This is a genomic window from Bradyrhizobium sacchari, from assembly GCF_002068095.1.
Taxonomy (GTDB): domain Bacteria; phylum Pseudomonadota; class Alphaproteobacteria; order Rhizobiales; family Xanthobacteraceae; genus Bradyrhizobium; species Bradyrhizobium sacchari.
The window spans coordinates 36,638-58,822 of record NZ_LWIG01000002.1 but is presented as its reverse complement, the minus strand read 5'-3'; the positions used below and the strand labels follow the sequence as shown (position 1 = coordinate 58,822).

Here is a 22,185-nt window from a genome sequence, read left to right as displayed (position 1 = left end):
GCGATCGCGTTACTCCGGTTGCCATGAGCGCCGACGACTTTTCGCTGCAATCGCTGGTCCGGGCCGAGGCAGCCGCCGATCCCGCCTTCGTGCTCGACGGCGTGCCGGTCTCGCGCGCGGAATTCCAGGGGAAGATCGCGCAGACCGCGGCTTGGCTTGCGGCCCAAGGCATCGGCAAGGGCGATGTGGTCGCGGTCTGGCTGGTCAACCGGGTCGAGTGGATCGCACTGCTGTTCGCCGCCGCCCGCCTCGGCGCCGTCGTCGCCGCCGTCAACACGCGCTACCGCAGCGCGGAGGTCGCGCATCTGCTCAAAGTGTCCGGCGCCAGGTTGATGGTGGTCGAGGCCGCGTTCCGCTCGATCGATTTTGCCGCCATTCTCGCCGATGTCGCCAGCGCCGAGGTGCCGGCGCTGCAAAAGCTTGCAGTCGTCGGCGCGGATTCGATCCCGGCGCACTGGCCCAGTGTGCGGTTCGACGCGTTCGACAAGCCCTATCCGCCAGCACGACGCGCCGCGGACGATATCGACCTGCCGGTGCTGCTCTACACGACATCGGGCACGACCAAGGGACCAAAGCTCGTCGCGCATTCGCAGCGGACGCTGGCGAGCCACGCCGTCTCTGTCGCCACGGCGCTCGAGCTCTCGCCACAACGTCATTCGCTGCTGGCGATGCTGCCGTTCTGCGGCACCTTCGGGATGACCAGCCTGCTCGGCTTCATCGCAGCGGGCGCGACCGTCCATGTCCTCGACGCCTTCGAGGCCGCGCCGGCCCTCAAAATCCTCAGCGAGCACAAGATCACCCACTCGTTCGGCTCCGACGAGATGTTCCGCCGCATCCTCGCCCTCACCGACGCGCCGCGGCCATTTCCGCATCTCGAAGTCTGCGGCTTCGCCGCGTTCCAGCCCGGCTGGCGCGAGCTCGCCGCAGAGGCCGAGGCCCGAGGCCTGCCGCTGTTCGGCCTCTACGGATCGAGCGAGGTGCAGGCGCTGTTCTCGATTGGCCGGACCAGTGACGCTTTCGCCGATCGCATCGAGGGTGGCGGCTGGCCGATGTCACCCGAGGCCAAGGTCCGTGTGCGCGACACGGAGACCGGCGAGCTCGCAGCCAGAGGCGTCTCCGGCGAGATCGAGATCAGCGCGCCGTCGCGCTTCCTCGGCTACTTCAACAACCCAGATGCAACCCGCGATGCGATCACGGCCGACGGCTTCTTCCGCACCGGCGACATCGGCCGGCTGCGCGGCGATGGCGCCTTCGTCTACGAGACCCGCGCCGGCGACGCGATGCGGCTCGGCGGTTTTCTCGTGGCGCCCGGCGAGATCGAGGACGAGCTTAAATCCTGTGCCGGGGTCGCCGATGCCCAGGTCGTCGCGGTTGATCTGAAGGGCCAGGCGCGCTGCGTCGCCTTCGTCATCGCAGCCAAGGAGCCGCCGCAGCAGGAGGCCTTGTCCGCGCGCCTGCGCGAGCGGCTCGCAGGCTACAAGGTGCCGGCGCGGATCTATGTCGTCGACGCCTTCCCCGTCACCGACAGCGCCAACGGCGTCAAGATCCAGCGCGCCCGGCTTCGCGCCATGGCGATGGAACGGATCGCTGCGGAATAGCGCGCGCCCGTTTGGCGTGGGTCACAAGCCTCGCTCAGTACGACTTCGCCAGCCCGAGCACCTTTTCCGCGATAAAGCTGAGCGCCAGCTGCGGGCTGACCGGGGCGATGCGCGGGATCAGCACTTCACGCAAATAGCGCTCGACGTGGAATTCCTTGGCATAGCCGAAGCCGCCATGGGTCATCACCGCCTGCTCGCAGGCATGGTAACCGGCTTCGCCCGCGAAATATTTCGCGGCGTTCGCGCCGGCGCCGCAGGGCAAGCCCTTGTCGTATTGCCAGGCCGCCTGCATCACCATCAGCCAGGCCGCCTCGAGCTCGACCCAGTTCACCGCGAGCGGATGCTGGATCCCCTGGTTCTTGCCGATCGGACGATTGAAAACAACGCGCGTCTTGGCGTATTCGGTCGCGCGCGACAGCGCGAGTTTTCCCAAACCGACCGCCTCGGCGGCGATGAGAATTCGCTCCGGATTCATGCCTTCGAGGATATACTGGAAGCCTTTGCCCTCCTCGCCGATCCGGTCCTCCATCGGAATTTCAAAGTCCTCGAAGAACAGCTCGTTGGAATCGACGATCTTGCGGCCCATCTTCTCGATCTCGTGGACCTTGATCCTGTTGCGGTCGAAATCAGTGTAGAACAGGCTGAGGCCGTGGGTGGGCGAGCGCACCTCCTCCAGCGGCGTGGTGCGCGCCAGCAGCAGGATCTTGTGCGCGACCTGTGCGGTCGAGATCCACACCTTCTGGCCGTTGACGATGTAGCGGTCGTTCTTGGCGACGGCACGGGTCTTGAGCTGGGTGGTGTTGAGACCGGTGTTGGGCTCGGTGACGGCGAAGCACGCCTTCTCGCGGCCCTCGACCATCGGCGGCAGCATGCGCTTGCGCTGTTCTTCCGTGCCGAACACGACGACAGGGTTTAGCCCGAACACGTTGATATGCACCGCCGAGGCGCCGGACATGCCGGCGCCGGATTCCGCGATGGTGCGCATCATGATCGCGGCCTCGGTGATGCCGAGCCCGGAGCCGCCATACTCCTCCGGCACGCAGATGCCGAGCCAGCCGGCGTCCGCGAGCGCCTTGTGGAAGTCATGCGGGAAGCCGCCGTCGTGGTCCTTCTTCAGCCAATAGGCGTCGGGAAAGCCTTCGCAGATCTTGGCGATGGCATCGCGGATGGCTTCCTGCTGGTCGGTGAGCGCGAAATCCATGGCCTTGATCTCCTCCTCGGGAGCCGCGACCGCGCCATCTCCCCTCTCTTTCCGCGTTCCCCACGCAAAGGCCGCGTCCGCTTGTTGCGCCCGGACGTGCCTGTGCCTGCGTTCTTTAGCTCGAAAAACCACGTGCAGATACGTGAATTTGCCCGCGAAGTGTGTCTACCATGCATAGGGTCATGCGGCGCGACGTACGAGCGCGCCGTTATTTCGCAGGGAGGAAACCGCGATGGCCGGGCTTTATTTCGAGGACTTTTCCGTGGGCCAGGAGTTCAGGCATCCACTGACCCGGACGGTCACGGAGATGGACAACACCATGTTCAGCCTGCTGACGCTCAACCCGCAGCCGCTGCACATCGACGCGCATTTCGCCGAAAAGACCGAGTTCGGCCAGCGCATTTTCAACAGCCTTTACACCCTCGGCATCATGATCGGCATGACGGTCTATGATACGACCCTGGGGACAACCGTCGCCAATCTCGGCATGACGGACGTGACCTTTCCGAAACCGGTCTTCCATGGCGACACCTTGCGGGCGACGACGAAAGTGCTTTCGTTGAGGGAATCCAAATCGCGCCCGAGGGCGGGCATCGTCGAGTTCGAGCACCACGCCTTGAACCAGAACGACGAGATCGTCGGCAAATGCCGCCGCATGGCGATGATGCACAGGAGGCCGGTGTGATGCGTTCGATGCTGTTCGTGCCGGGCGATTCCCCGCGCAAATTCGAGAAGGCCAGCGAAGGCAAGGCCGACGCGCTGATCATCGACCTCGAGGACTCCGTCGTCACCGAGAAGAAGTCGGAGGCACGCGGGTTGACGCTTACGATGCTGAAGAGCCGTCCCGGCCCGCACCAGCTCTATGTCCGCGTCAACGCGCTCGACACCGGCATGACGCTCGCCGATCTTGCCGCGGTGATGCCGGGCGGGCCCCACGGCATCGTGCTGCCGAAATCGCAGGGCGGCGACGACGTGCGGCTGGTCGCGACCTGGCTCGAAGCTTTGGAGGCCGCGTCCGGCATCGCGGTCGGCTCGACCCGCATCGTCTGCGTCGCGACCGAGACTGCCGGCTCGATCTTCGGGCTCGGCAGCTACAAGGGCTGCTCCCCTCGCCTTGCCGGATTGATGTGGGGTGCGGAGGATCTCTCGGCGTCACTCGGCGCCACCGAGAAATCCTCGGGCGGCGTGTTCCACAGTCCCTACCGCCTCGCGCGCGATCTGTGCCTGATGGCCGCGGCCGCAGCCGAGGTCGCGCCGATCGACACCGTCTATACCGACATCGACAACCTCGCGGGCCTCGAAGCCGAGACGCGCGCGGCGCGGCGCGACGGCTTTTCGGGGAAGGCGCTGATCCATCCCAAGCATGTCGATGTGGTCAACGCGGCCTTCGCGCCGACCGAGGCCGAGCGCGCCTGGGCGGAGAAGGTCATCGCAGCGTTCGCGAGCAATCCGAATTCCGGCACGCTGCGGCTCGACGGCCAGATGATCGACAAGCCGCATCTGCGCGCCGCGAAGAAGATTCTCGGCCAGCCCTAGACCGGAACGCAAGCGTCTCTGCACCCCCTCACCCGAATTCGATCCACGATCGAATTCGACCTCGCCCCGCAAGCGGGGAGAGGTGAAGGCGGGCCTGGCCTTAATCGAATCCCTGAGCGGGCGGCGGCGTGGTCTCCGCGGGCGCAGCAGGAGCCGGAGGAGCTGCCTGAACGGGCTGCGCCGAAGGTGCGGCCTGAGCCGGCGCATTGCTGGCGGCTCTCATCTGACCGCTGGCATCCATTGCCTGCCGCGTGCGCGGCGGCGCGCCGGCTGCGCGATAAGCCTCGCGACGCTGCGGCTGCCGGGGTCGTGCCGCGCGCTGGCCTCCCACGCCCCATGACCGGGCGATTGCAGGTCCGGCGGTATAACCAACCACTGCGCCGGCGACGGCACCGATCGGTCCCAGCACCACGGCGCCTGACACGGCTCCGATTGCTGCAGCGCCAGCACGTTCCTGTGCGGCCGCGCCCGCAGGCAAGCCCAGCAGCAGAACGACGGCAGTGATCAGAGCTTTCTTCATCGGAAGTGCCTCCCTCAAGCGGAGATCACTCTTATCCAAATATGGCCACAGGACGTTTGTCCGTTGCCCAACACGGGGCAATCGCCGATGGAACTCCGGCAATTCAAGGGCAAAGCCCCAACAGGGGCGATCGGCGCAACCACTCGCGAGACCTGTACCCCTCACCCGGATCGCGCCGGACGATGCTTCGCATCGCCGGGTCAATCCGAGGTGAAAAGAGCAGCAGCCGCTACACGATCTTGATCGACATGTCCGGCAAGCCTTCGAGCTTGCACAACAGCACATCGCCTTTCACGACGGGGCCGACATTTTCCGGCGTGCCGGAATAGATGATGTCGCCGGCCTTGAGCTCGAACGCTTCCGAGAGCTTCGCGATCTGCTCGGCGACGCTCCAGATCATCTTGCTGAGATCCGAGCTCTGCTTCACCGTGCCGTTGATTGCGAGCGAAATGGCGCCCTTCTCGAAATGGCCGGTCTTGCTCGCGGGGTGGATCGGGCCGATCACCGCGGCGTGGTCGAAGCTTTTGCCGATCTCCCACGGCTTCTTCTCCGCGGCCATGCCGTTCTGAAGATCGCGCCGGGTCATGTCGAGGCCGAGCGCGTAGCCGTAGACATGGTCGAGCGCCTTATCGACCGGGATGTTGGTGCCGCCGGATTTCAGGGCCGCCACCAGCTCGACCTCGTGATGATAATTCCTGGTCAGCGAGGGATAGGGATGGTCGGCAACCTCGCCGATCGCGACATTCTGGATCGCGTCCGTCGGCTTCTGGAAGAAGAACGGCGGCTCGCGGTTCGGGTCCGAGCCGCGCTCGATCGCGTGCGCAGCGTAGTTGCGCCCGATGCAGTAGATGCGGCGGACTTGAAACACCTGGGTCTCGCCGACAATCGGGATCGCGACCATCGGCACCGGGAAGATCGGCTTGGGTGCGGCCTGCGCGGCGACCGGAGCGCTATCGGCGATGGAAGCCGCGGTCACGGCGGCGGCCGTCGCGAGCAGGTCCCGGCGCGTGGTCATTTTCATGTTTCGTGCTCCCTTTGAGTTTCGTTGGGCGGCGTTCATGCGCGCCGAGTCGCTGATAGTCGATATTCAGCATGCCAGCAACGCTGGACGGACCAGCCTCGTCCTTGTTGATGAGACTCCGCGTCGATTGAGCTTTCCTGAAACGTATCGCGGAGGTGGTCAAAAATACCCCCCGAAGACGAGCCCGACTGCGACCACTCGGTCAGGCAGTCGGACATTGCTCGGCGTCTGCCTTGATCTCCGTTTTTGATCCATTTCACAGGTACGCCCTAGTCCAGCAGCGGCCCCTTATGCTTTGATGTGCTGGGCAGGAACCGAGACGCAAAGGGGCTGGCCTGATGTTCATACTCATTCGAAAGTACACCAAGGTTCGTTCGGTCGCGGATGCGGCCCGCCGCGCCAAAAGCGGCGTCGGTCAGATCCTGAGGGAGTCGCCCGGCTTCAAGTCATATTATGTGCTGGACGGCGGCGAAGGCGTCGGTGTCGCCGTGATGATATTTGAGGACCGCGAAAGCGCCAATGCGGCGAACGCCAAGGTGATGGGGTTCATTCAAGCGAGCTTGCACGACCTCGAACTTGGCGACCCCGAAATCGTCGCCGGAGAAGTTTTGGTGAACATACAATCTGCTGCATAGATGCTCGCAGGACAGGGCGTGTGTGCAGGGAGGCCGACTGGACGATGCGGCAACGTCCGCATCGTCAGCATGATCGGCGCCGCATTGCTCGTTGCGGCGCCTGCTCGCGCAGCGTGCGCGAGTGAGGCCGTGATCGCGCCGTCGCGCATGAAGGCCATCGGCACGATCGATGCGCGCTTTCAATCCTACAATGTCGAGATGGTGGAGGTGACGGGCGGACGCTTCTGGAAGCCTTACGCGCAAGGCGGGATGCGGGCCGATCGCTACAGCGACAGCCCTCCGATCGATCTTACCAACTCCCGCCTGCGCAAGCTCGCTGCGGCCCTGTCGCCGGCCTTCATCCGCGTCAGCGGCAGCTGGGCGAACGCGACCTATGTTGCGGACACTGAGAGCGCGCCGGCCGCAGCGCCCGCCGGCTTCAACACCGTGCTCAGCCGCGCCCGGTGGCGCGGCGTCATCGACTTCGCCCGCACGGCCGATGCGGAGATCGTGACGTCCTTCGCGGTCAGCCCCGGCAGCCGCGATGCAAGCGGCGCGTGGATGCCGGACCAGGCGCAGCGTCTCGTCGATGCCACGCACTCATTCGGTGGCCGCATTGCCGCCGCCGAGTTCATGAACGAGCCGACGCTTGCGGCGAACAACGGCGCGCCGCCGGGATACGACGCAAGCGCCTACGGCCGCGACTTCAGGATCTTCCACGCGTGGATCCGGCGGTCGTCGCCGGAGACGTTGATCCTCGGCCCGGGCTCCGTCGGCGACTCTGCGGCTCCGGGCGCCAGCGGCCTCCGCGCGCGCGATCTGCTCGCAGCTTCAGGACCGGGTCTCGACCGCTTCTCCTACCATCACTACAATACGCTCTCGCCCCGCTGCGGCGTCCATGACGATCCGATGCGGGCCCTGTCCGACGAGTGGCTGGCCCGCACCGACGCGACGCTCGCCATCTACCGCGCGCTGCGCGACGCCTTCGAGCCCGGCAAGCCGATCTGGCTGACGGAAACCGCGGATGCCGCCTGCGGCGGCAGTCCTGGGGATGCGACCTTCCTCGACACGTTCCGCTATCTCGATCAGCTCGGCCGTCTGGCGAAAGCCGGCGTGCAGATCGTGATGCACAACACGCTCGCGGCCAGCGACTACGGCCTGCTCGACGAGCGGTCGTTTCGTCCAAGGCCCAACTATTGGGCCGCCCTGCTGTGGCGGCGCCTGATGGGCACGATTGTGCTCGAGACAGAAGCCGCCTCGATGCCCGGCCTTCACACATATGCGCATTGTCACCCCGGCACGAAGGGCGCCGTGTCGTTACTTCTCATCAACACGTCGCGAAGCGCGCCGCATGTCGTGACGCTCGCAGGCGCTGCCGAGCGCTACACGCTGCAGGCCGATCGCCTGCAAAGCGCGACCGTCCGCTTGAACGGCGAGCCCCTCGAATTGACCGCCAACGACGACTTGCCTCGCCTTGCGGCGCGCGCCGCGCCGGCAGGCCGGCTGCGATTGCCGCCGGCCAGCATCACCTTCCTGGTGATGCCGGACGCTGCGGCCTGTCGCTGAAGCAAACGCTTATTTCAGCGCATCGCGCGCCGTCTCCGGCGCCAGCAGGGTCGCGATGATCGTGATGATCGAGAGCGCGATGATGTAGACCGACACGGCCCAATAGGATCCCGCCCATGCCAGCAACGCGGTCGCGATCAGCGGCGAGAAGCCGCCGCTCAACGCGGCCGCGACATTGGCGCCGAGCGATGCGCCGCTGTAGCGCACCTGGGTGCGGAACAGCTCGGGCATGAACGCAGCCTTCGGCCCGAACAGCAGCGCATGGGTCAGCGTCATCGTGACGACGAGCGCAAGCGCGATCAGCGCCGGCTCCCTGGTGTCCAGGAACCAGAACAGCGGAAACGCCAGCGCCACCGAGAACACACCGCCGGCAAGATACAGCGCCCGGCGGCCGAAAATATCGGAGAGCCAGCCGGCGAGCGGCAGCGTCGCGAACTCGACGATCGCGGCATAGACCACCGCCTCCAGGATCACCTGCCGCGGCAGGCCGAGTTTTGTGGTGGCATAAACGACCGTGAAGACGGTGAGAAGATAAGCAAGACCCACCTCCGACACCGTGATCCCGATCGCCAGCAGAAAGCTACGCCAGTCGCGGCGAAGCACTTCCCAGACCGGCTGCGCCAGCACTTCCTTGCGCTCCACCACCTCCTTGAAGTGCGGCGTCTCGGCGAGCTTCAGCCGCACGACAAAGCCGACGCCGACCAGGAGGATGCTGATCAGGAACGGCACGCGCCAGCCCCAGCTCAGAAAGTCGGCTTCGGGCAGCTTGGTCATCAGGGCGAAGATGCCGGTGGAGGCGGCAACGCCGACGGGAAAGCCGATCTGCACCAGGCTGCCGTAGAAGCCGCGGCGATAGCCCGCATGCTCGATCACCATCACGACCGCGCCGCTCCACTCGCCGCCGAGGCCGATGCCCTGGACGAAGCGCAGGGCGATCAGCAGGATCGGCGCCCAGACGCCGATCTGGCTGTAGGTCGGCAGGCATCCGATCAGGAAGGTGCCGAGCCCCATCGCGATCATGGTCGCGACCAGCATGGTCTTGCGGCCGAGCCGATCGCCGTAATGACCGATGATCGCACCACCGATCGGCCGCGCCACGAAGCCGACCGCATAGGTCGAGAACGCGACCAGCGTGCCGACGAAGGGGTCGAAGCTCGGAAAGAACAGCTTGTTGAAGACGAGTGCGGCGGCCGTGCCGTAGATCAGGAAATCGTACCACTCGATCGCGGTGCCGAGCGCACTCGCCCACACCACATGCGCCGTCGTCGACCTCTCCGTCGCCGTGGCGACGCCCGTTGCTGCCGTCATGCCATGCCCCAAAAGATTCCGGGTGGCATCATGGCCAATCGCAGGGAGGCATGCAACCTGCGGGAGCATGATTGCTCTCGTGCCCAGGACGTTGCGCAGCACGAAGTGATGCGCTGCAGAGCCCGGGGGCAGCGTCGTCAAGCGATCCCGGCAGCATGGGTCCCGGCTCTACGCTGTAACGCTAAGAGCCGTTGCAGCGCGTCCGGGACACGAGAGCATCGGGTGCGGCTGCTTCAGCGCCCGTCATTGCGAGGAACCCTTGCGACGAAGCAATCCAGACTGCGTCCGCGGAAACATTCTGGATTGCTTCGCTGCGCTCGCAATGACGGTGGTGAGGCAGGTGGGCGCCCTGCCCCTCCATCGTCGTCCTGGCGAAAGCCAGGACTCGTCACCCCGGTCGGCGTTATCAAAGACGCTGCCAAAGCGTCCGAAACAACAGCTTGCGGTGGTTATGGGTCCTGGCTTCCGCCAGGACGACGCCGAGGATTGGGCACCGACGTTCCAACTCACCGCTCCAGGCCGTTGTCCCGCGGAACCGTTTCACCCTTAAATTCACGATTGACAAACTTATTAGCTAATATCTAATTCACCCTCAGAACAAACCGCCGCACCAAGCGGCCCATAAGACGTGAGGGAACGACAATGAGAGGCTTTTGGGCCTGCGCCATGCTCGCGGCCATGACTTCGACTGCCATGACCAATGTTGCGAGTGCGCAAGTCTCCGACGATGCGGTGCGGATCGGCGTGCTGACGGATTTGTCGAGCTGGGGCCGCGACAACAGCGGGCCGGGATCGGTCGAGGCCGCGAAGATGGCGGTGGAGGAGTTCGGGCCGACCGTGCTCGGCAAGCCGATCGAGATCATCAGCGCCGATCACCAGATGAAGACCGATGTCGGCGTGCAGATCGTGCGCGGCTGGTTCGACAACGGCAAGGTCGACGCGGTCGTCGACATCCCCAATTCCGGCATCGCCATCGCCGTGCACAACATGGTGCGCGAGCGGGGCAAGATCGCCCTGCTCTCCGGCCCGGGCGCGAGCTCGCTGACCGACGAGCTGTGCAGCCCCAACACCGTGCACTTCACCTACGACACCTATGCGCTGTCGAAGGTGACGGCCTCCGCCGTGATCAAGGAAGGCGGAAAGTCCTGGTACTTCATCACCGCGGACTACGCCTTCGGCCAGCAGCTCGAAAAGGACGCGACACGCTTCGTCAACGAGATGGGCGGCAAGGTGCTCGGCGGCGTCAAGCATCCGACCAACACCGCCGACTTCTCCTCCTTCGCGTTGCAGGCGCAAAGCTCGAAATCCGACGTGGTCGCCTTCGCCAATGCCGGCCAGGATACCGACAACGCCATCAAGCAGTCCGGCGAATTCGGCCTGGTCCAAGGCGGCCAGAAGCTGGTCGGCTTGTTGATGTTCGACACCGACGTGCACGCGATCGGCCTCAAGGCCGCGCAGGGCACCTACATGACCACGGCCTCCTACTGGGCCATGGACGAGGCGACGCGCGCATGGTCCAAGAAGTTCTACGAGCGCACCAAGGTGATGCCGACCATGATCCAGACCGGCGTCTATGGCTCGGTGCTGCATTATTTGAAGGCGATCAAGGCTGCCGGCACCGACGATTCCGCCAAGGTGATGGCCAAGATGCGCGAGCTGCCGATCGAGGATATCTTCGTCCATGGCGGCAAGTTGCGCGAGGACGGCCGCGTCATTCGCGACATGTATCTGGCCAAGGTGAAAACGCCCGAGCAGTCGAAGGAGCCATGGGATTATCTGGATATCGTCAAGACCGTGAAGGGCGAGGACGCCTTCCGTCCGGTCTCGGAGTCCAAATGTCCGCTGCTCAAGAAGTGAGGTGAGCGATGACCGGCAACGAGCACACCGCAATTGAGACTTACGAGTGCGACGTGCTCGTGGCCGGGTCGGGTTGCTCCGGCATGTCGGCCGCGATCACCGCGCGCTATCGCGGCCTCGACGTGCTGATCGTCGAGAAGGAGCCGCGCTTCGGCGGCACGACCGCCCGGTCCGGCGGCTGGCTGTGGATTCCCGGAACGTCGCTAGCCAAGGCCTACGGCATCGAGGAGACGCCGGAGCAGGCGCGCAATTACTTGCGGCACGAGGCCGGCAACAATTACGACGCCGCCCGGGTCGATGCCTTCCTCAGCGCCGGCCCCGAGGCGGTGGATTTCTTCACCACCAAGACCGCGCTGCGCTTCGACATGCCGCTGGTGTTTCCGGACTATCATGCCGAAGCGCCCGGCGGCGCCCAGGGCGGCCGCTCCATGGTGACGCGCCCGTTTGACGGCCGCGAGCTTGGCGAGCAGATCAAGACGCTCGGCATGCCGCTGCCCGAGCTCACCGTGTTCGGCATGATGCTCGGAAGCGGCAAGGAGATCATCCATTTCATGCGCGTGACGAAGTCGCTGACCTCGGCGGTCTATGTCGCAAAACGCCTGTCGCGCCATTTGATGGACGTGCTGCGCTACGGCCGCGGCATGACGCTGACCAACGGCAACGCGCTCGCGGGGCGCCTTGCGAAATCCGCACAGGATCTGAAGATTCCGATGTGGCTGTCCTCGCCTGTGCGCGAGCTGACGGTCGAGAACGGCGCTGTGATCGGCGCGATCGTTTCGCGCGAGGGACGCGACGTGCGTGTTCGCGCGCGGCAGGGCGTCGTGCTCGCCTGTGGCGGCTTCCCGCACGATGTCGAGCGGCGCAGGAAGATGTTCCCGCATGCACCGACCGGCAACGAGCATTTTTCACCCGGCCCCACCGGCAACACCGGCGACGGCCTGCGCCTTGCGGAAAGCGCCGGCGGGCATGTCGAGGATCGCCTGCCGAATGCGGCGGCGTGGGTGCCGGTGTCGCTGACGACGCGCAAGGACGGCTCGAAGGGCGTGATGCCGCACTTCATCGACCGCGCCAAGCCGGGCGTGATCGCGGTGATGCGTGACGGCAAGCGCTTCGCCAATGAGGGCAATTCCTATCACGATTTCGTCCAGGCGATGATCAAGGCCGCAAAGCCCGGCGAGGAGATCGCCGCCTTTCTCGTCTGCGATCACCCAACGCTGCGCAAATACGGCCTCGGCTGCGTGCCGCCCTTCCCGATGCCGCTGGGTCACCATCTCGATACCGGCTATCTCATGCGCGGCGATACACTTGAGGCGCTGGCGGCAAAAGCCGGCATCGATGCGAGGACATTCGTCGAGACGGTCAAACAGTTCAATGCGACGGCGCCCCAAGGCCAGGACGCCGCCTTCGGCAAGGGTTCAAAAGCCTATAACCGCTACCAGGGCGATGCGCTGCATGGCCCGAACCCCTGCGTCGCGCCGATCGAGAACGGCCCGTTCTACGCCATCAAGATGGTGATCGGAGACCTCGGCACCTATGCCGGCATCGTCACCGACGAGAACGCGCGCGCACTCGACGGCGAAGGCCGGGTCATTCCCGGCCTCTATGCCGCCGGCAACGACATGGCGAGCATCATGGGCGGCAATTATCCCGGCGCCGGCATCACGCTTGGGCCGGCGCTGACCTTCGGCTACATTGCCGGCCGTCATCTCGCCGACAGCGCCGCGAGGCGCAACGCGGCGTAGCGCATGATCCGGAGAAGTGTGCAGCGGTTTTCCGAAAAGTTCATGCTCAAACGAAAACTCAAGCGCATCGGAGGCGCATGAAGAGAGAAAGCCGCGGCATCCAGTCGATCGAGGTCGGCGGAGAATTGCTTCGCGCGCTTGCCAAGAGCGGCGAGCCGATGATGCTGCGCGATCTCGCGCGCGAGGCCGGCATGACGCCGGCCAAGGCGCATCCGTACCTCGCCAGCTTCTCACGCATCGGGTTGATCGAGCAGGACGAGACCACCGGCCGCTACGAGATCGGCGCGCTGGCGCTGGAGCTCGGCCTGATCAGCCTGCGCCGCCTTTCCGGCGTGCGCATCGCCGGGCCTAGGATCGCGGCGCTTGCCAGCCAGATCGGACACGCGGTCTCGCTGGCGGTCTGGGGGACGCACGGGCCGACCGTCGTCCAGCTCGAAGAGCCCGGCCAACCCGTGCATATCGTGATGCGCGCGGGCTCAGTGATGGCGCTGCTGGAAACCGCGACCGGCCGTGCGTTTGCGGCCTTCCTGTCAGAGAAGACCATCAATGCCGCACTGGAAAGCGGCCTCGACCGTCACGGCGTGGGTTACAATCCGAAGCGCGCGGTGAAAGGCGCCAAGGTCGCCGACATGCTCGCTGAGGTGCGCAAGCACGGCCTCGCCCGCGCGCTCGGCGATCCCCTGCCCGGCGTCAACGCGTTCTCGGCGCCGGTGTTCGACCATGCCGGCCACGTCGCGCTGGTCATCACCGCGATGGGACCGGAAGGAACGTTCGACGCGCGCTGGGACAGTCCGATTGCGCGTGCCCTGCGCGATTGCGCCGGCGGCATCTCGAAACGCTTGGGCTATGGGATGACGGTTGCGGCGGAGTGAAGGGCAAACTGCCCAACACGACCACCGCTGTCATGCTCCGCGAAAGCGGGGCATCCAGTACGCCGCGGCCTATCCTCTATCACTGCCGTCACGCAGTACTGGACCGACCGCCTTCCCGGCGAAGACAGCGAGTGTGGAGCGCTTTCGCCCCTTACTTCTCCTTCACCGGCACCGTGTAGTTCAGGATCAAGCGCCCGCCATCCGGGTAGATCGTTTGCCCGGTGATGTAGGACGCATCGTCACTGGCAAGGAAGGCGACGACGGACGCAACCTCGCTCGGCTCGCCACCTCGGCCGGCTGGCGTGCGTGACATCACTGTCCTGCGCGCATCCTCGGACGTGTAGATCGACGACGCCACCATGTCGGTCAGGATCGTGCCCGGCCCGACCGCAACGACACGAATGTTGTGCGGGGCGAGCGCGACGGCCGCGACCGAGGTCAGCTGCTTCATGCCGCCCTTCGACATCGCGTAGGTCGCAAGCGCCGGGATCGCCAGCAGCGCGTTCACCGAGGACATGTTGATGATGACCCCGCCGCCGCCCTGCGCGATCATCTGCCTGGCCGCCGCTTGCACACCGAAGAAGGCGCCTTTCAGGTTGATGCCGATGATTTCGTCGAATTCCTCTTCGGTAATGTCGAGGATGTCCCGGTTGCGGGCGACGCCGGCGTTGTTGACCATGATGTCGAGCCGGCCGAACTCCTTCACGGCGGTCGCAACGAGCTGATCGACGTCCGCGCGCCTGGCAACATTGCCGACGACGGTGCGCAGCGCATCCGGCCGCCCAAGCTCGGCGGCCGTCGCGGCAAGGCCTTCGGCATCGATATCCGAAATGACGACCTTGACGCCGTCATCGAGGAATCTCTTCGCGCAAGCCTTGCCGATGCCGCGTGCCGCTCCGGTGATGGCGGCAACCTTGTCCTTGAGCTTCATGTGTGCGCCTCCTGAAAGCAGGACGCCGTGTCCGGCGTCAATTCGCCGCCGATCGTGCCGCGGCCGGCATGTAGATCTGCGCGTAGCCTTCCTTGATCGCGGCGGTGATGCGGTCGAGGCGACGGTCGATGTGCTTTTCCAGCACCGACACGCAGGCCTCCTCATTGCGCGCCTTCAGGCCTTCGACGACGGCGCGATGCTCGGCTTGCGTGTTGGAGCGGTTGATGCGGTCCATGTCGATCCAGCGCACGAAGCGAATGCGGGCGTTGACATTGCGCAGCACGCGCAGCATCTCGGCATTGTTCGACATCCCCATCAATCGCTCGTGAAAGGTCTCGTCCAGCTCGACCAGTTCCACCGAGGTGCGCTCGCCTGGGTCGGGGCCGGTGGCTTCGAGGAATTTCAGCAGCGCGTCGATGTCCTCGTCCTTGGCGCGCTTGATGGCGAGGCGGATCGCGGCGACCTCGATCGACTTGCGCAGCTCGTAGAGGTCGAAGATCTCGTGCGCGTCGAGCTCGCGGCAGAAGAAGCCCTTGCCAGGCGCGAAGCGCAGGAAGCCCTCGGTGTTGAGGCGGTTGAGCGCCTCGCGCAGCGGCGTACGGCTGACGCCGAGGCGCTTGGCCAGCTCGCCCTCGTTGAGCCGCTCGCCCGGCTTGAACTCGTAGCTCACGGCCATCGCCTTGAGCTGCTCATAGACGCGATCGACGATACTGTCGGAAGCCAGTTCCACGTTGCTCATCATCAGCTGCATTCATGCCCGAACACAGCCCAATATACCGGGGCTGCTTGGCCGATGGCAATGCAAACCGGCGTTTAGCAGAGCTTGTTCAAAGCTTTGCGGCAGCCGGAATCAGGCGAAGGCGCGCGGGCGCAGTCCAGCATGAAACCAGGTGATCATGGAATAGATGTCGTAGACGGGCAAGCCGACCTCAGCCTGCAAGGCGGCCGCATAAGGCGGCATGTTGGTGCATTCGAGCACGATAGCGCCGACGTCAGGGTTTTTCGCGACAAGCTCCTTGCCGGCCTCGACCACGTCGCGCTCGGCTTGCGCGATGTCCATGTCCTCCTTCTCGGCCTTGATCAGGACGCGGAAGAACTCCTTGCCGTGCTCGGTGCCGACCAAAGGCGTATCGAGCGGCACGCCGGCGCCCTCGAGATGGGCCGGTGTCAAGGTCGAGCCCGACACCGTGACGAGCCCGACGCGCTTGCCGGGCGGCAGCGTCGCCTGCACCCACGGCACCTGCATCAGTGACGAGGTGGCGACGGGAACGCCGACCGCAGCGGCGATCTCCTTCTGAAACAGCGAGAGGAAACCGCAATTGGTGGTGATGGCTTCGGCCCCGAGCCGCACCAGGTCTTTCGCAGCGTCGATGAAATCAGGCAGCAGGCCAGCCGCGCCCTTCAGCACCACCTTCTCGGGCGAGGCGCCACTCACCACGCGATAGAGCACGGGGAACGGCCAGGTCGTGCCATTGCCCATGTCGCCGGGAATGCGGGGGAAGCGCGCTTCCAGCATCAAGATGCCGAGCGGCGCGCCATAGACGGCCTTGCCGCCGCGGGCAATACGAGAACGCGAGTTGGCAGGAGTGGTCATGGGCGCAATCTCAGAGGAAGCGAGTGGGCGCGAACGGCGCCAGCGGAATCTCCGGCTGCTTGCCGCTCAGAAGCTGGGCGACGAGACGGCCGGTACGGGCCGAGCCGACCAGGCCGACATGGCCGTGGCCGAAGGCGTAGACGATGTCGCGCGAGGCGCGTGCGTGACCGATGCAGGGAAGTCCATCCGGCATGCTCGGGCGATGGCCGAACCAGGTTTTTATGCGCGAGGCCGGAATGTCCTTCGGCAATTTCGGGAACATGCCGAGGAGGTGGTTGCGCAGGATCTCGGCGCGCTTCCAGTTCGGCGCGGCCTCGAGACCGGCGATCTCGACCGTGCCGGCGGCGCGCAGCCCCTTGTTGGTCCAGTTCACCACCATCTTGGCGTCGGAGGCCATCATCGAGCTGCGCGGCCCTGATTCCGGGTTCTCGATCATGACGTGATAGCCGCGCTCGGTTTCGAGCGGCAGGGGATCGCCGACCGATGCGGTGAGCTGTTTTGAGCGCGCGCCTGCGGCGACGACGGCAGCATCGCAAGGGATCTCGCCGGTCTCGGTGACAACGGCCACGAGCTTGTTGCCGGACAGCTTCAGCCCGGTCGCCTTGGCCCGCACATGCTTGGCACCGCTGGCGATCGCATGATTGGCGAGAGCTGCGACATAAGCGCCGGGGTCGCGGCAGCGCCCGGCCTCCTCCACCACCACGCCGAAAGTGTAGCGCGGATGCAGATCCGGCTCGCGCTGGCGCATCTCGTCGGCGTTGAGCTCCAGCCATTCGACGCCGACCTTCTTGCGCAGGCGCCAGCCGAGATCGTTGTCGAAATTGCCGCGCGACGGGAACACATGCATCACGCCGTTGCGCTCGACCAGTTCAGGGACGCCCGCCTCTTCCGCGAGCTTCCGGTGCAGCAGCGGCGCGTCCTTCAACAGGTCGCGCAGCGCAAACGCCGTCTTCTCGACCCGCGCCGCGGTCCAGCCCGAGAGCAGATACTTGATCAGCCACGGCAAGGCCTTCGGCAGGTAAGACCAGCGGATCGCGAGCGGACCGAGCGGGTCCATCAGATAGCCCGGCACCTTCTTCCAGACGCCAGGCTCGGCCGGCGGGATCACCGAATGCGACGCCAGCCAGCCGGCATTGCCGTAGCTCGCCGCCTGCTCGCCGCCCGGCTCGCCCGGATCGATCAGCGTGACGCGATGACCTTCGCGCAGCGCCTCGATGGCGCTGATCACGCCGACCGCGCCGGCTCCGATGATGGCGACGTGGCGGCCTCCTGACATCGGCTACGCCTTCACCTGCGGCACAAAGTCCTTGCCGACCGAGATCGCGCGCGGATCAATGATGCAATGGAGGATCGACGGCTTGCCTGAGGCGAGCGCCCGCTCGAACGCCGGCGCGAACTCCTCGGTGCGCTCGACGCGCTCGCCATGGCCGCCGAACGCCTTAGCGTACATCGCAAAGTCCGGGTTCTTGAGCTGGGTGCCAACCACGCGGCCGGGATAATCGCGCTCCTGATGCATGCGGATGGTGCCGTACTGCGAATTGTCGACGACGATGACGACCAGCGGCGCGTCGTACTGCACGGCGGTCGCGAATTCCTGGCCGTTCATCAGGAAGCAGCCGTCGCCGGCAAAGGCGACGACGACGCGATCCGGATATTGCCGCTTGGCCAGCACGGCCGCCGGCACGCCGTAACCCATCGAGCCCGAGGTCGGCGCGAGCTGCGAAGCAAAGCTGTGGAAGCGGTGATGGCGGTGGATCCAGCCGGCATAATTGCCGGCGCCGTTGCAGACGATGGCGTCCTTCGGCAGCCGGTCGCGCAGCCAGGTCATGACCTGGCCGTACTGGAACGAGCCGGGCAGCTCGCGCGCCTTGTCGGTCCAGGCGAGGTAATCGGCATGCGCCTTGGCCGCTTCGCCCTTCCAGGCAACCGCCCCGGAGGGCTTCAGCGCCTCGACCGCGGCGGCGAAGGCGGCGGGCGTCGCCTGGATCGCCAGCGCCGGCTGGTAGATCCGGCCGAGCTCTTCCGCGCCCGGATGCACGTGGATCAGCTTCTGCTTCGGCGAGGGAATGTCGAGCAGCGTGTAGGACGAGGACGGCATCTCCGACATGCGGCCGCCGATCAGCAGGATGACATCGGCGCTGTCGATGCGCGCCTTCAGGCCCGGGCTTGGCCCGATGCCGAGATCCCCGGCATAGTGCGAATGGTCGGCGTCGATCAGCGAGGCGCGGCGGAACGAGGTCGCAACCGGCAGGTCGAAGCGCTCGGCAAAGCGCGCGATGCTCTTGGTCGCTTCATCGGTCCAGCGCGAGCCTCCGAGAATGACGAGCGGCGCCTTGGCGCTCGCGAGCATCGCACCGACGCGCTCGATATCCGATGGAGCCGGCCAGCTTATCGCCGGCTCGATGCGCATGGCATCGGCGACGGCAGCGGTCTCGGTCAGCATGTTCTCCGGCAGCGCGATCACGACGGGGCCGGGGCGGCCCTGCATGGCGACGCGGAAGGCGCGCGCGACCAGCTCCGGAATGCGGTCGGGACGGTCGATCTCGACGGCCCATTTCGCCATGGAGCCGAACACGGCCTTGTAGTCGAGCTCCTGGAACGCCTCGCGCTCGCGCATGCCGGTGTCGACCTGGCCGACGAACAGGATCATCGGCGTCGAATCCTGCATGGCAATGTGGACGCCGTGACTGGCATTGGTGGCGCCGGGGCCGCGCGTGACGAAGCAGATTCCGGGCCGGCCCGTGAGCTTGCCATAGGCCTCCGCCATCATCGCGGCGCCGCCCTCGGCGCGGCAGATCACGACGTCGATCGGGCTGTCATGCAGCGCATCGAGGGCCGCGAGATAGCTCTCGCCCGGCACGCAGGTGACGCGCTCGACGCCCTGGGCGACGAGCTGATCGATCAGGATCTGGCCCCCGGTACGGGTGTTGCGAATGGTCATGACGGCTCCCTGCAGGCTTTGGCGATGCGCATCACGGCCTCGCGCGAATTTTGTTCCGGGGTGGCGTAGGACAGGCGGACACAAGGCGCAAGGCCGATGCAAACAGTGCAGCCGGCATCGGCGCGCATGTCAGCCGCGCGCGGCAATTGCGATCACCTCGATGCGGCGGGTGTCCTGGTCGATGCGGGTGATGTCAGACATGGGATGTCCCCTTACTTGCCCGTGGCGATGATTCGGCGGCAGTGATCGAGCGCGGCGCCGATGAGATTGTCGCTCGCCTCCGGCGTGCGGAACGCCGAATGCGCCGACAGCGTCACGTTCGGCAGCTTTGTCACGGGATGACCCGATGGCAGCGGCTCGACGGTGAAGACGTCGAGGCCGGCATGCGCGATGTGGCCCGAGCGGAGCGCATCCAGCATCGCGTCCTCGTCGACAATGGCGCCGCGCGCGGTGTTGATCAGGATGCTGCCCTTGCGCATCTGCGCGATGCGCTCGCGCGACAAAAATCCCTTGGTCTCGTCGTTGAGCAGAAGATGCAGCGAGACGACGTGGCTCTCCGCCAGCAGCTTCTCCAGCGAGACGAACGCGACGCCCGGATGCGTCTTCGGCGTCCTGTTCCAGGCGATCACCTTCATGCCGCAACCCGCCGCCATGCGCGCCGTTTCCGCCGCGATGCCGCCGAAGCCGATCAGGCCGAGCGTCTTGCCCGTGAGCTGCATCGCGTCACGGCGCAGCCAGTTGCCCTCGCGCATGCCGCGATCCATCTCGCCGAAGTTTCGCGCGGACGCCCACATCAGCGCGATCGCGCATTCGGCGACCGCGGTGTCGCCATAGCCCTTGATGGTATGGACGGAGATGCCGCGTTGGCCAAGCTCCTCCGGATTCATGTAGCTGCGCGCGCCGGTGCCGAGGAACACGACATGCTTGAGCGCCTTGCACTTCTCGGCAATCGCCGTCGGCAACGCGGTGTGATCGACGATCATGATCTCGGCATCGCCGAGCAGGCCGGGCAGATCGTCGGGCTTGATCGAGGGGTTGCGGTTGATGTCGACCGGCAGATGGGCGGCACCCAGCAGCTTCCCGGTGACCGCGGCCAGCGTGTCGTTGGCATCGACGAAAACAGCACGCACAGACTTATCTCCTCTCAAACCCCGGGGACCCGCGGGCCCGGCATTCGCGCCCGATCTCACGGAGTTTTCTCTCGCTCCGCCAACGGAATAGGCTCCCGGCCTCATCGCTCAAATCGCCGGCACGGTGGCAATACCATATTGCATTATGGCCTGAATACAGAAATAGTCCACGAGCCGGAGCTGTTGATCATTTCCCAGGGAGCACTGACCATGAACCGCAGGGACGCACTCACCACCGTGGCACTGGCGGGCGCCGCAATGGCCGCGACCGCATCAGTCAAGGCCGACACGGCACCGACCTCCACGCTCGAGCGCATCAAGAAGAGCGGCGTGCTGCGCGTCGCCGTCATCGCCGGCCAGGATCCCTATTTCCACAAGGATCTCGCGACCAATCAATGGTCGGGTGCCTGCATCGACATGGCGAACGACATCGCGGGCAAGCTCGGCGCCAAGGTCGAAACGCTGGAATCGACCTGGGGTAACCAGATCCTGGATCTGCAGGCCGAGAAGATCGACCTTGCCTTTGCGGTGAACCCGACGCCCGAGCGCTCGCTCGTCATCGACTTCTCGACGCCAATCCTGGTGCACTCCTTCACCGTCATCACCAAGAAGGGCTTTGCCAAGCCTCAGACCTGGGCCGAGCTCAACAAGCCCGAGGTCAAGATCGCCGTCGACATCGGCTCGACCCACGAGACCATCGCACGGCGCTACTGCCCGAAGGCGAACATCCTCGGCTTCAAGGAGCGCAACGAGGCAATTCTCGCCGTCGCAACCGGTCGCGCCGACTGCAACATCTCGCTTGCGGTGCTGTCGGTCGCGACCCTGAAGAAGAACCCGACGCTCGGCGAGCTCGCGGTGCCGCGGCCGCTGCTCACGCTGCCGACCAACATGGGCATCCGCGCCGAAGCCGACCGGCGCTACAAGGATTTTCTCAGCGCCTGGGCCGACTACAACCGCTCGCTGGGCCAGACCCGCGAATGGATGCTGAAAGGCTTCGAGGCCGTCGGTCTCGGCGCTGACGACATTCCCGGCGAAGTGCAGTTCTGACGGCGGTCTAGAGCGGAATGGGATTTGGATGAAGCGTCATCGCGCTTCGCCTGATTGAATGCGGCTCGATGAGCCGCCTCGACGGAGGCGCCGTCCCTTCCCCCTGGTGCGGAAGGCTGTCGGGGATGCGCCCTACCGAGGTTGTACCAATTGCGGACATCCGGATCGCGATACGGTGAACCAACAGGTTGATTTATCTCAAGACTGCAGTCGGAACGCGAGCTAGCTTTTCTTCGCAAGGCAGCGATACGTCCGGACAATCGGGAGGTAGAGCATGTACCGGCACATTCTCATTCCGACAGATGGGTCTAAGCTAGCGGAGCGCGGGGTGGCGCACGGATTGGCGCTGGCGAAATCCCTTGGAGCCACGGTTTCCTTCATCTTCGTTGTGGAACCATTTTCCGAAGTGTCAGGCCGGTTCCTCGAAGCAGTCGCAACATACGCCGAGTTGCGCAAGGAGCAGGCCGTGAGCGTATTGGAGGGCGCGGCAAATGCGGCCAGGACGGCCGGCGTTTCCTGCGAGACGATTCAAGCGGAGAACGGCCAACCCCATCAGGCCATCATCGCGGCAGCAGCGGACAAGGGCTGCGATCTCATCGTCATGTCGTCGCATGGGCGCAGCGGACTTACCGCGCTTCTCATCGGGAGCGTCACGAACAAGGTGCTGACGCAGGCAAAGACCCCCGTTCTGGTCTGTCCATGAACGC

Annotated in this window: 18 protein-coding genes and 1 pseudogene; 10 read left to right on the top strand and 9 right to left on the bottom strand. The window is 65.4% G+C overall.

The annotated features are described in order from the left end of the window. Positions 1-23: 23 nt before the first annotated feature. Complete coding sequence (locus A5906_RS04735) at positions 24-1,598, top strand: AMP-binding protein (protein ID WP_080134127.1); 1,575 nt, start codon at positions 24-26, stop codon at positions 1,596-1,598. Between the two features lie 34 nt (positions 1,599-1,632). Here the strand turns inward: A5906_RS04735 and A5906_RS04730 are convergent, their stop codons facing one another. Continuing rightward, a complete protein-coding gene (locus A5906_RS04730; RefSeq protein WP_080134126.1) occupies positions 1,633-2,799 on the bottom strand; it encodes an acyl-CoA dehydrogenase family protein in 1,167 nt (388 codons plus the stop codon). Between the two features lie 199 nt (positions 2,800-2,998). Between A5906_RS04730 and A5906_RS04725 the strand changes: the two are divergent. Together A5906_RS04725 and A5906_RS04720 are read left to right on the top strand one after the other, a co-directional pair. Continuing rightward, a pseudogene (locus tag A5906_RS04725) lies at positions 2,999-3,484 on the top strand (MaoC family dehydratase); the annotation flags it as partial. Continuing rightward, complete coding sequence (locus A5906_RS04720) at positions 3,484-4,335, top strand: HpcH/HpaI aldolase/citrate lyase family protein (protein WP_080134214.1); 852 nt, start codon at positions 3,484-3,486, stop codon at positions 4,333-4,335. The pseudogene A5906_RS04725 and the gene A5906_RS04720, both read left to right, overlap by 1 nt. Positions 4,336-5,084: 749 nt before the next feature. Here A5906_RS04720 and A5906_RS04710 read toward each other — a convergent pair. Then, positions 5,085-5,876 (bottom strand): fumarylacetoacetate hydrolase family protein, encoded by a 792-nt coding sequence (locus A5906_RS04710; RefSeq protein WP_080134123.1) that lies wholly within the window; start codon positions 5,874-5,876, stop codon positions 5,085-5,087. Positions 5,877-6,214: 338 nt separating this feature from the next. On the opposite strand from A5906_RS04710, the gene A5906_RS04705 reads away from it, so the two are divergent. Both A5906_RS04705 and A5906_RS04700 read left to right on the top strand, forming a co-directional pair. Then, positions 6,215-6,511 (top strand): hypothetical protein, encoded by a 297-nt coding sequence (locus tag A5906_RS04705; protein ID WP_080134122.1) that lies wholly within the window; start codon positions 6,215-6,217, stop codon positions 6,509-6,511. A gap of 129 nt (positions 6,512-6,640) precedes the next feature. After that, a complete protein-coding gene (locus A5906_RS04700; protein WP_245326589.1) occupies positions 6,641-8,056 on the top strand; it encodes a glycosyl hydrolase family 79 N-terminal domain-containing protein in 1,416 nt (471 codons plus the stop codon). 9 nt (positions 8,057-8,065) lie between these two features. Here A5906_RS04700 and A5906_RS04695 read toward each other — a convergent pair whose 3' ends face one another. Continuing rightward, positions 8,066-9,364, bottom strand: a complete 1,299-nt coding sequence (locus A5906_RS04695) for an MFS transporter (protein WP_080134120.1) — start codon at positions 9,362-9,364, stop codon at positions 8,066-8,068. A gap of 642 nt (positions 9,365-10,006) precedes the next feature. Between A5906_RS04695 and A5906_RS04690 the strand changes: the two genes are divergently transcribed. The 3 genes from A5906_RS04690 (at position 10,007) to A5906_RS04680 (ending at position 13,835) form a co-directional block, all read left to right on the top strand. Further along, positions 10,007-11,221 carry an ABC transporter substrate-binding protein gene (locus A5906_RS04690; protein ID WP_080134119.1) on the top strand — a complete coding sequence of 405 codons (1,215 nt, stop codon included), beginning with the start codon at positions 10,007-10,009 and terminating at the stop codon, positions 11,219-11,221. Between the two features lie 8 nt (positions 11,222-11,229). Next, the gene (locus tag A5906_RS04685) at positions 11,230-12,963 is read left to right on the top strand and encodes an FAD-dependent oxidoreductase (RefSeq protein ID WP_080134118.1); all 1,734 of its coding nucleotides are present in this window, start codon (positions 11,230-11,232) and stop codon (positions 12,961-12,963) included. A gap of 77 nt (positions 12,964-13,040) precedes the next feature. Further along, positions 13,041-13,835 carry an IclR family transcriptional regulator gene (locus A5906_RS04680; RefSeq protein WP_080134117.1) on the top strand — a complete coding sequence of 265 codons (795 nt, stop codon included), beginning with the start codon at positions 13,041-13,043 and terminating at the stop codon, positions 13,833-13,835. 151 nt (positions 13,836-13,986) lie between these two features. On the opposite strand, the gene A5906_RS04675 is transcribed toward A5906_RS04680, so the two are convergent. From A5906_RS04675 to A5906_RS04650, 6 genes are all read right to left on the bottom strand, one after another. Beyond that, entirely contained in the window at positions 13,987-14,766 is a 780-nt protein-coding gene (locus A5906_RS04675) for an SDR family NAD(P)-dependent oxidoreductase (protein WP_080134116.1), read from the bottom strand. Between the two features lie 37 nt (positions 14,767-14,803). Further along, entirely contained in the window at positions 14,804-15,508 is a 705-nt protein-coding gene (locus A5906_RS04670; protein WP_245326588.1) for a GntR family transcriptional regulator, read from the bottom strand. A 108-nt stretch (positions 15,509-15,616) separates the two neighbouring features. Beyond that, positions 15,617-16,360: an aspartate/glutamate racemase family protein gene (locus tag A5906_RS04665; protein ID WP_080134114.1), complete on the bottom strand. Its 744-nt coding sequence runs from the start codon at positions 16,358-16,360 to the stop codon at positions 15,617-15,619. A gap of 10 nt (positions 16,361-16,370) precedes the next feature. Continuing rightward, the gene (locus tag A5906_RS04660) at positions 16,371-17,636 is read right to left on the bottom strand and encodes an NAD(P)/FAD-dependent oxidoreductase (RefSeq protein WP_080134113.1); all 1,266 of its coding nucleotides are present in this window, start codon (positions 17,634-17,636) and stop codon (positions 16,371-16,373) included. Between the two features lie 3 nt (positions 17,637-17,639). After that, positions 17,640-19,301: a thiamine pyrophosphate-binding protein gene (locus tag A5906_RS04655; RefSeq protein ID WP_080134112.1), complete on the bottom strand. Its 1,662-nt coding sequence runs from the start codon at positions 19,299-19,301 to the stop codon at positions 17,640-17,642. A 212-nt stretch (positions 19,302-19,513) separates the two neighbouring features. Next, positions 19,514-20,431: an NAD(P)-dependent oxidoreductase gene (locus A5906_RS04650; RefSeq protein ID WP_080134111.1), complete on the bottom strand. Its 918-nt coding sequence runs from the start codon at positions 20,429-20,431 to the stop codon at positions 19,514-19,516. 210 nt (positions 20,432-20,641) lie between these two features. Here A5906_RS04650 and A5906_RS04645 point away from each other — a divergent pair, with 210 nt between their 5' ends. Together A5906_RS04645 and A5906_RS04640 are read left to right on the top strand one after the other, a co-directional pair. Then, a complete protein-coding gene (locus A5906_RS04645; protein WP_080134110.1) occupies positions 20,642-21,478 on the top strand; it encodes a transporter substrate-binding domain-containing protein in 837 nt (278 codons plus the stop codon). A gap of 274 nt (positions 21,479-21,752) precedes the next feature. Further along, entirely contained in the window at positions 21,753-22,181 is a 429-nt protein-coding gene (locus A5906_RS04640) for a universal stress protein (RefSeq protein WP_080134109.1), read from the top strand. Positions 22,182-22,185: the final 4 nt, after the last annotated feature.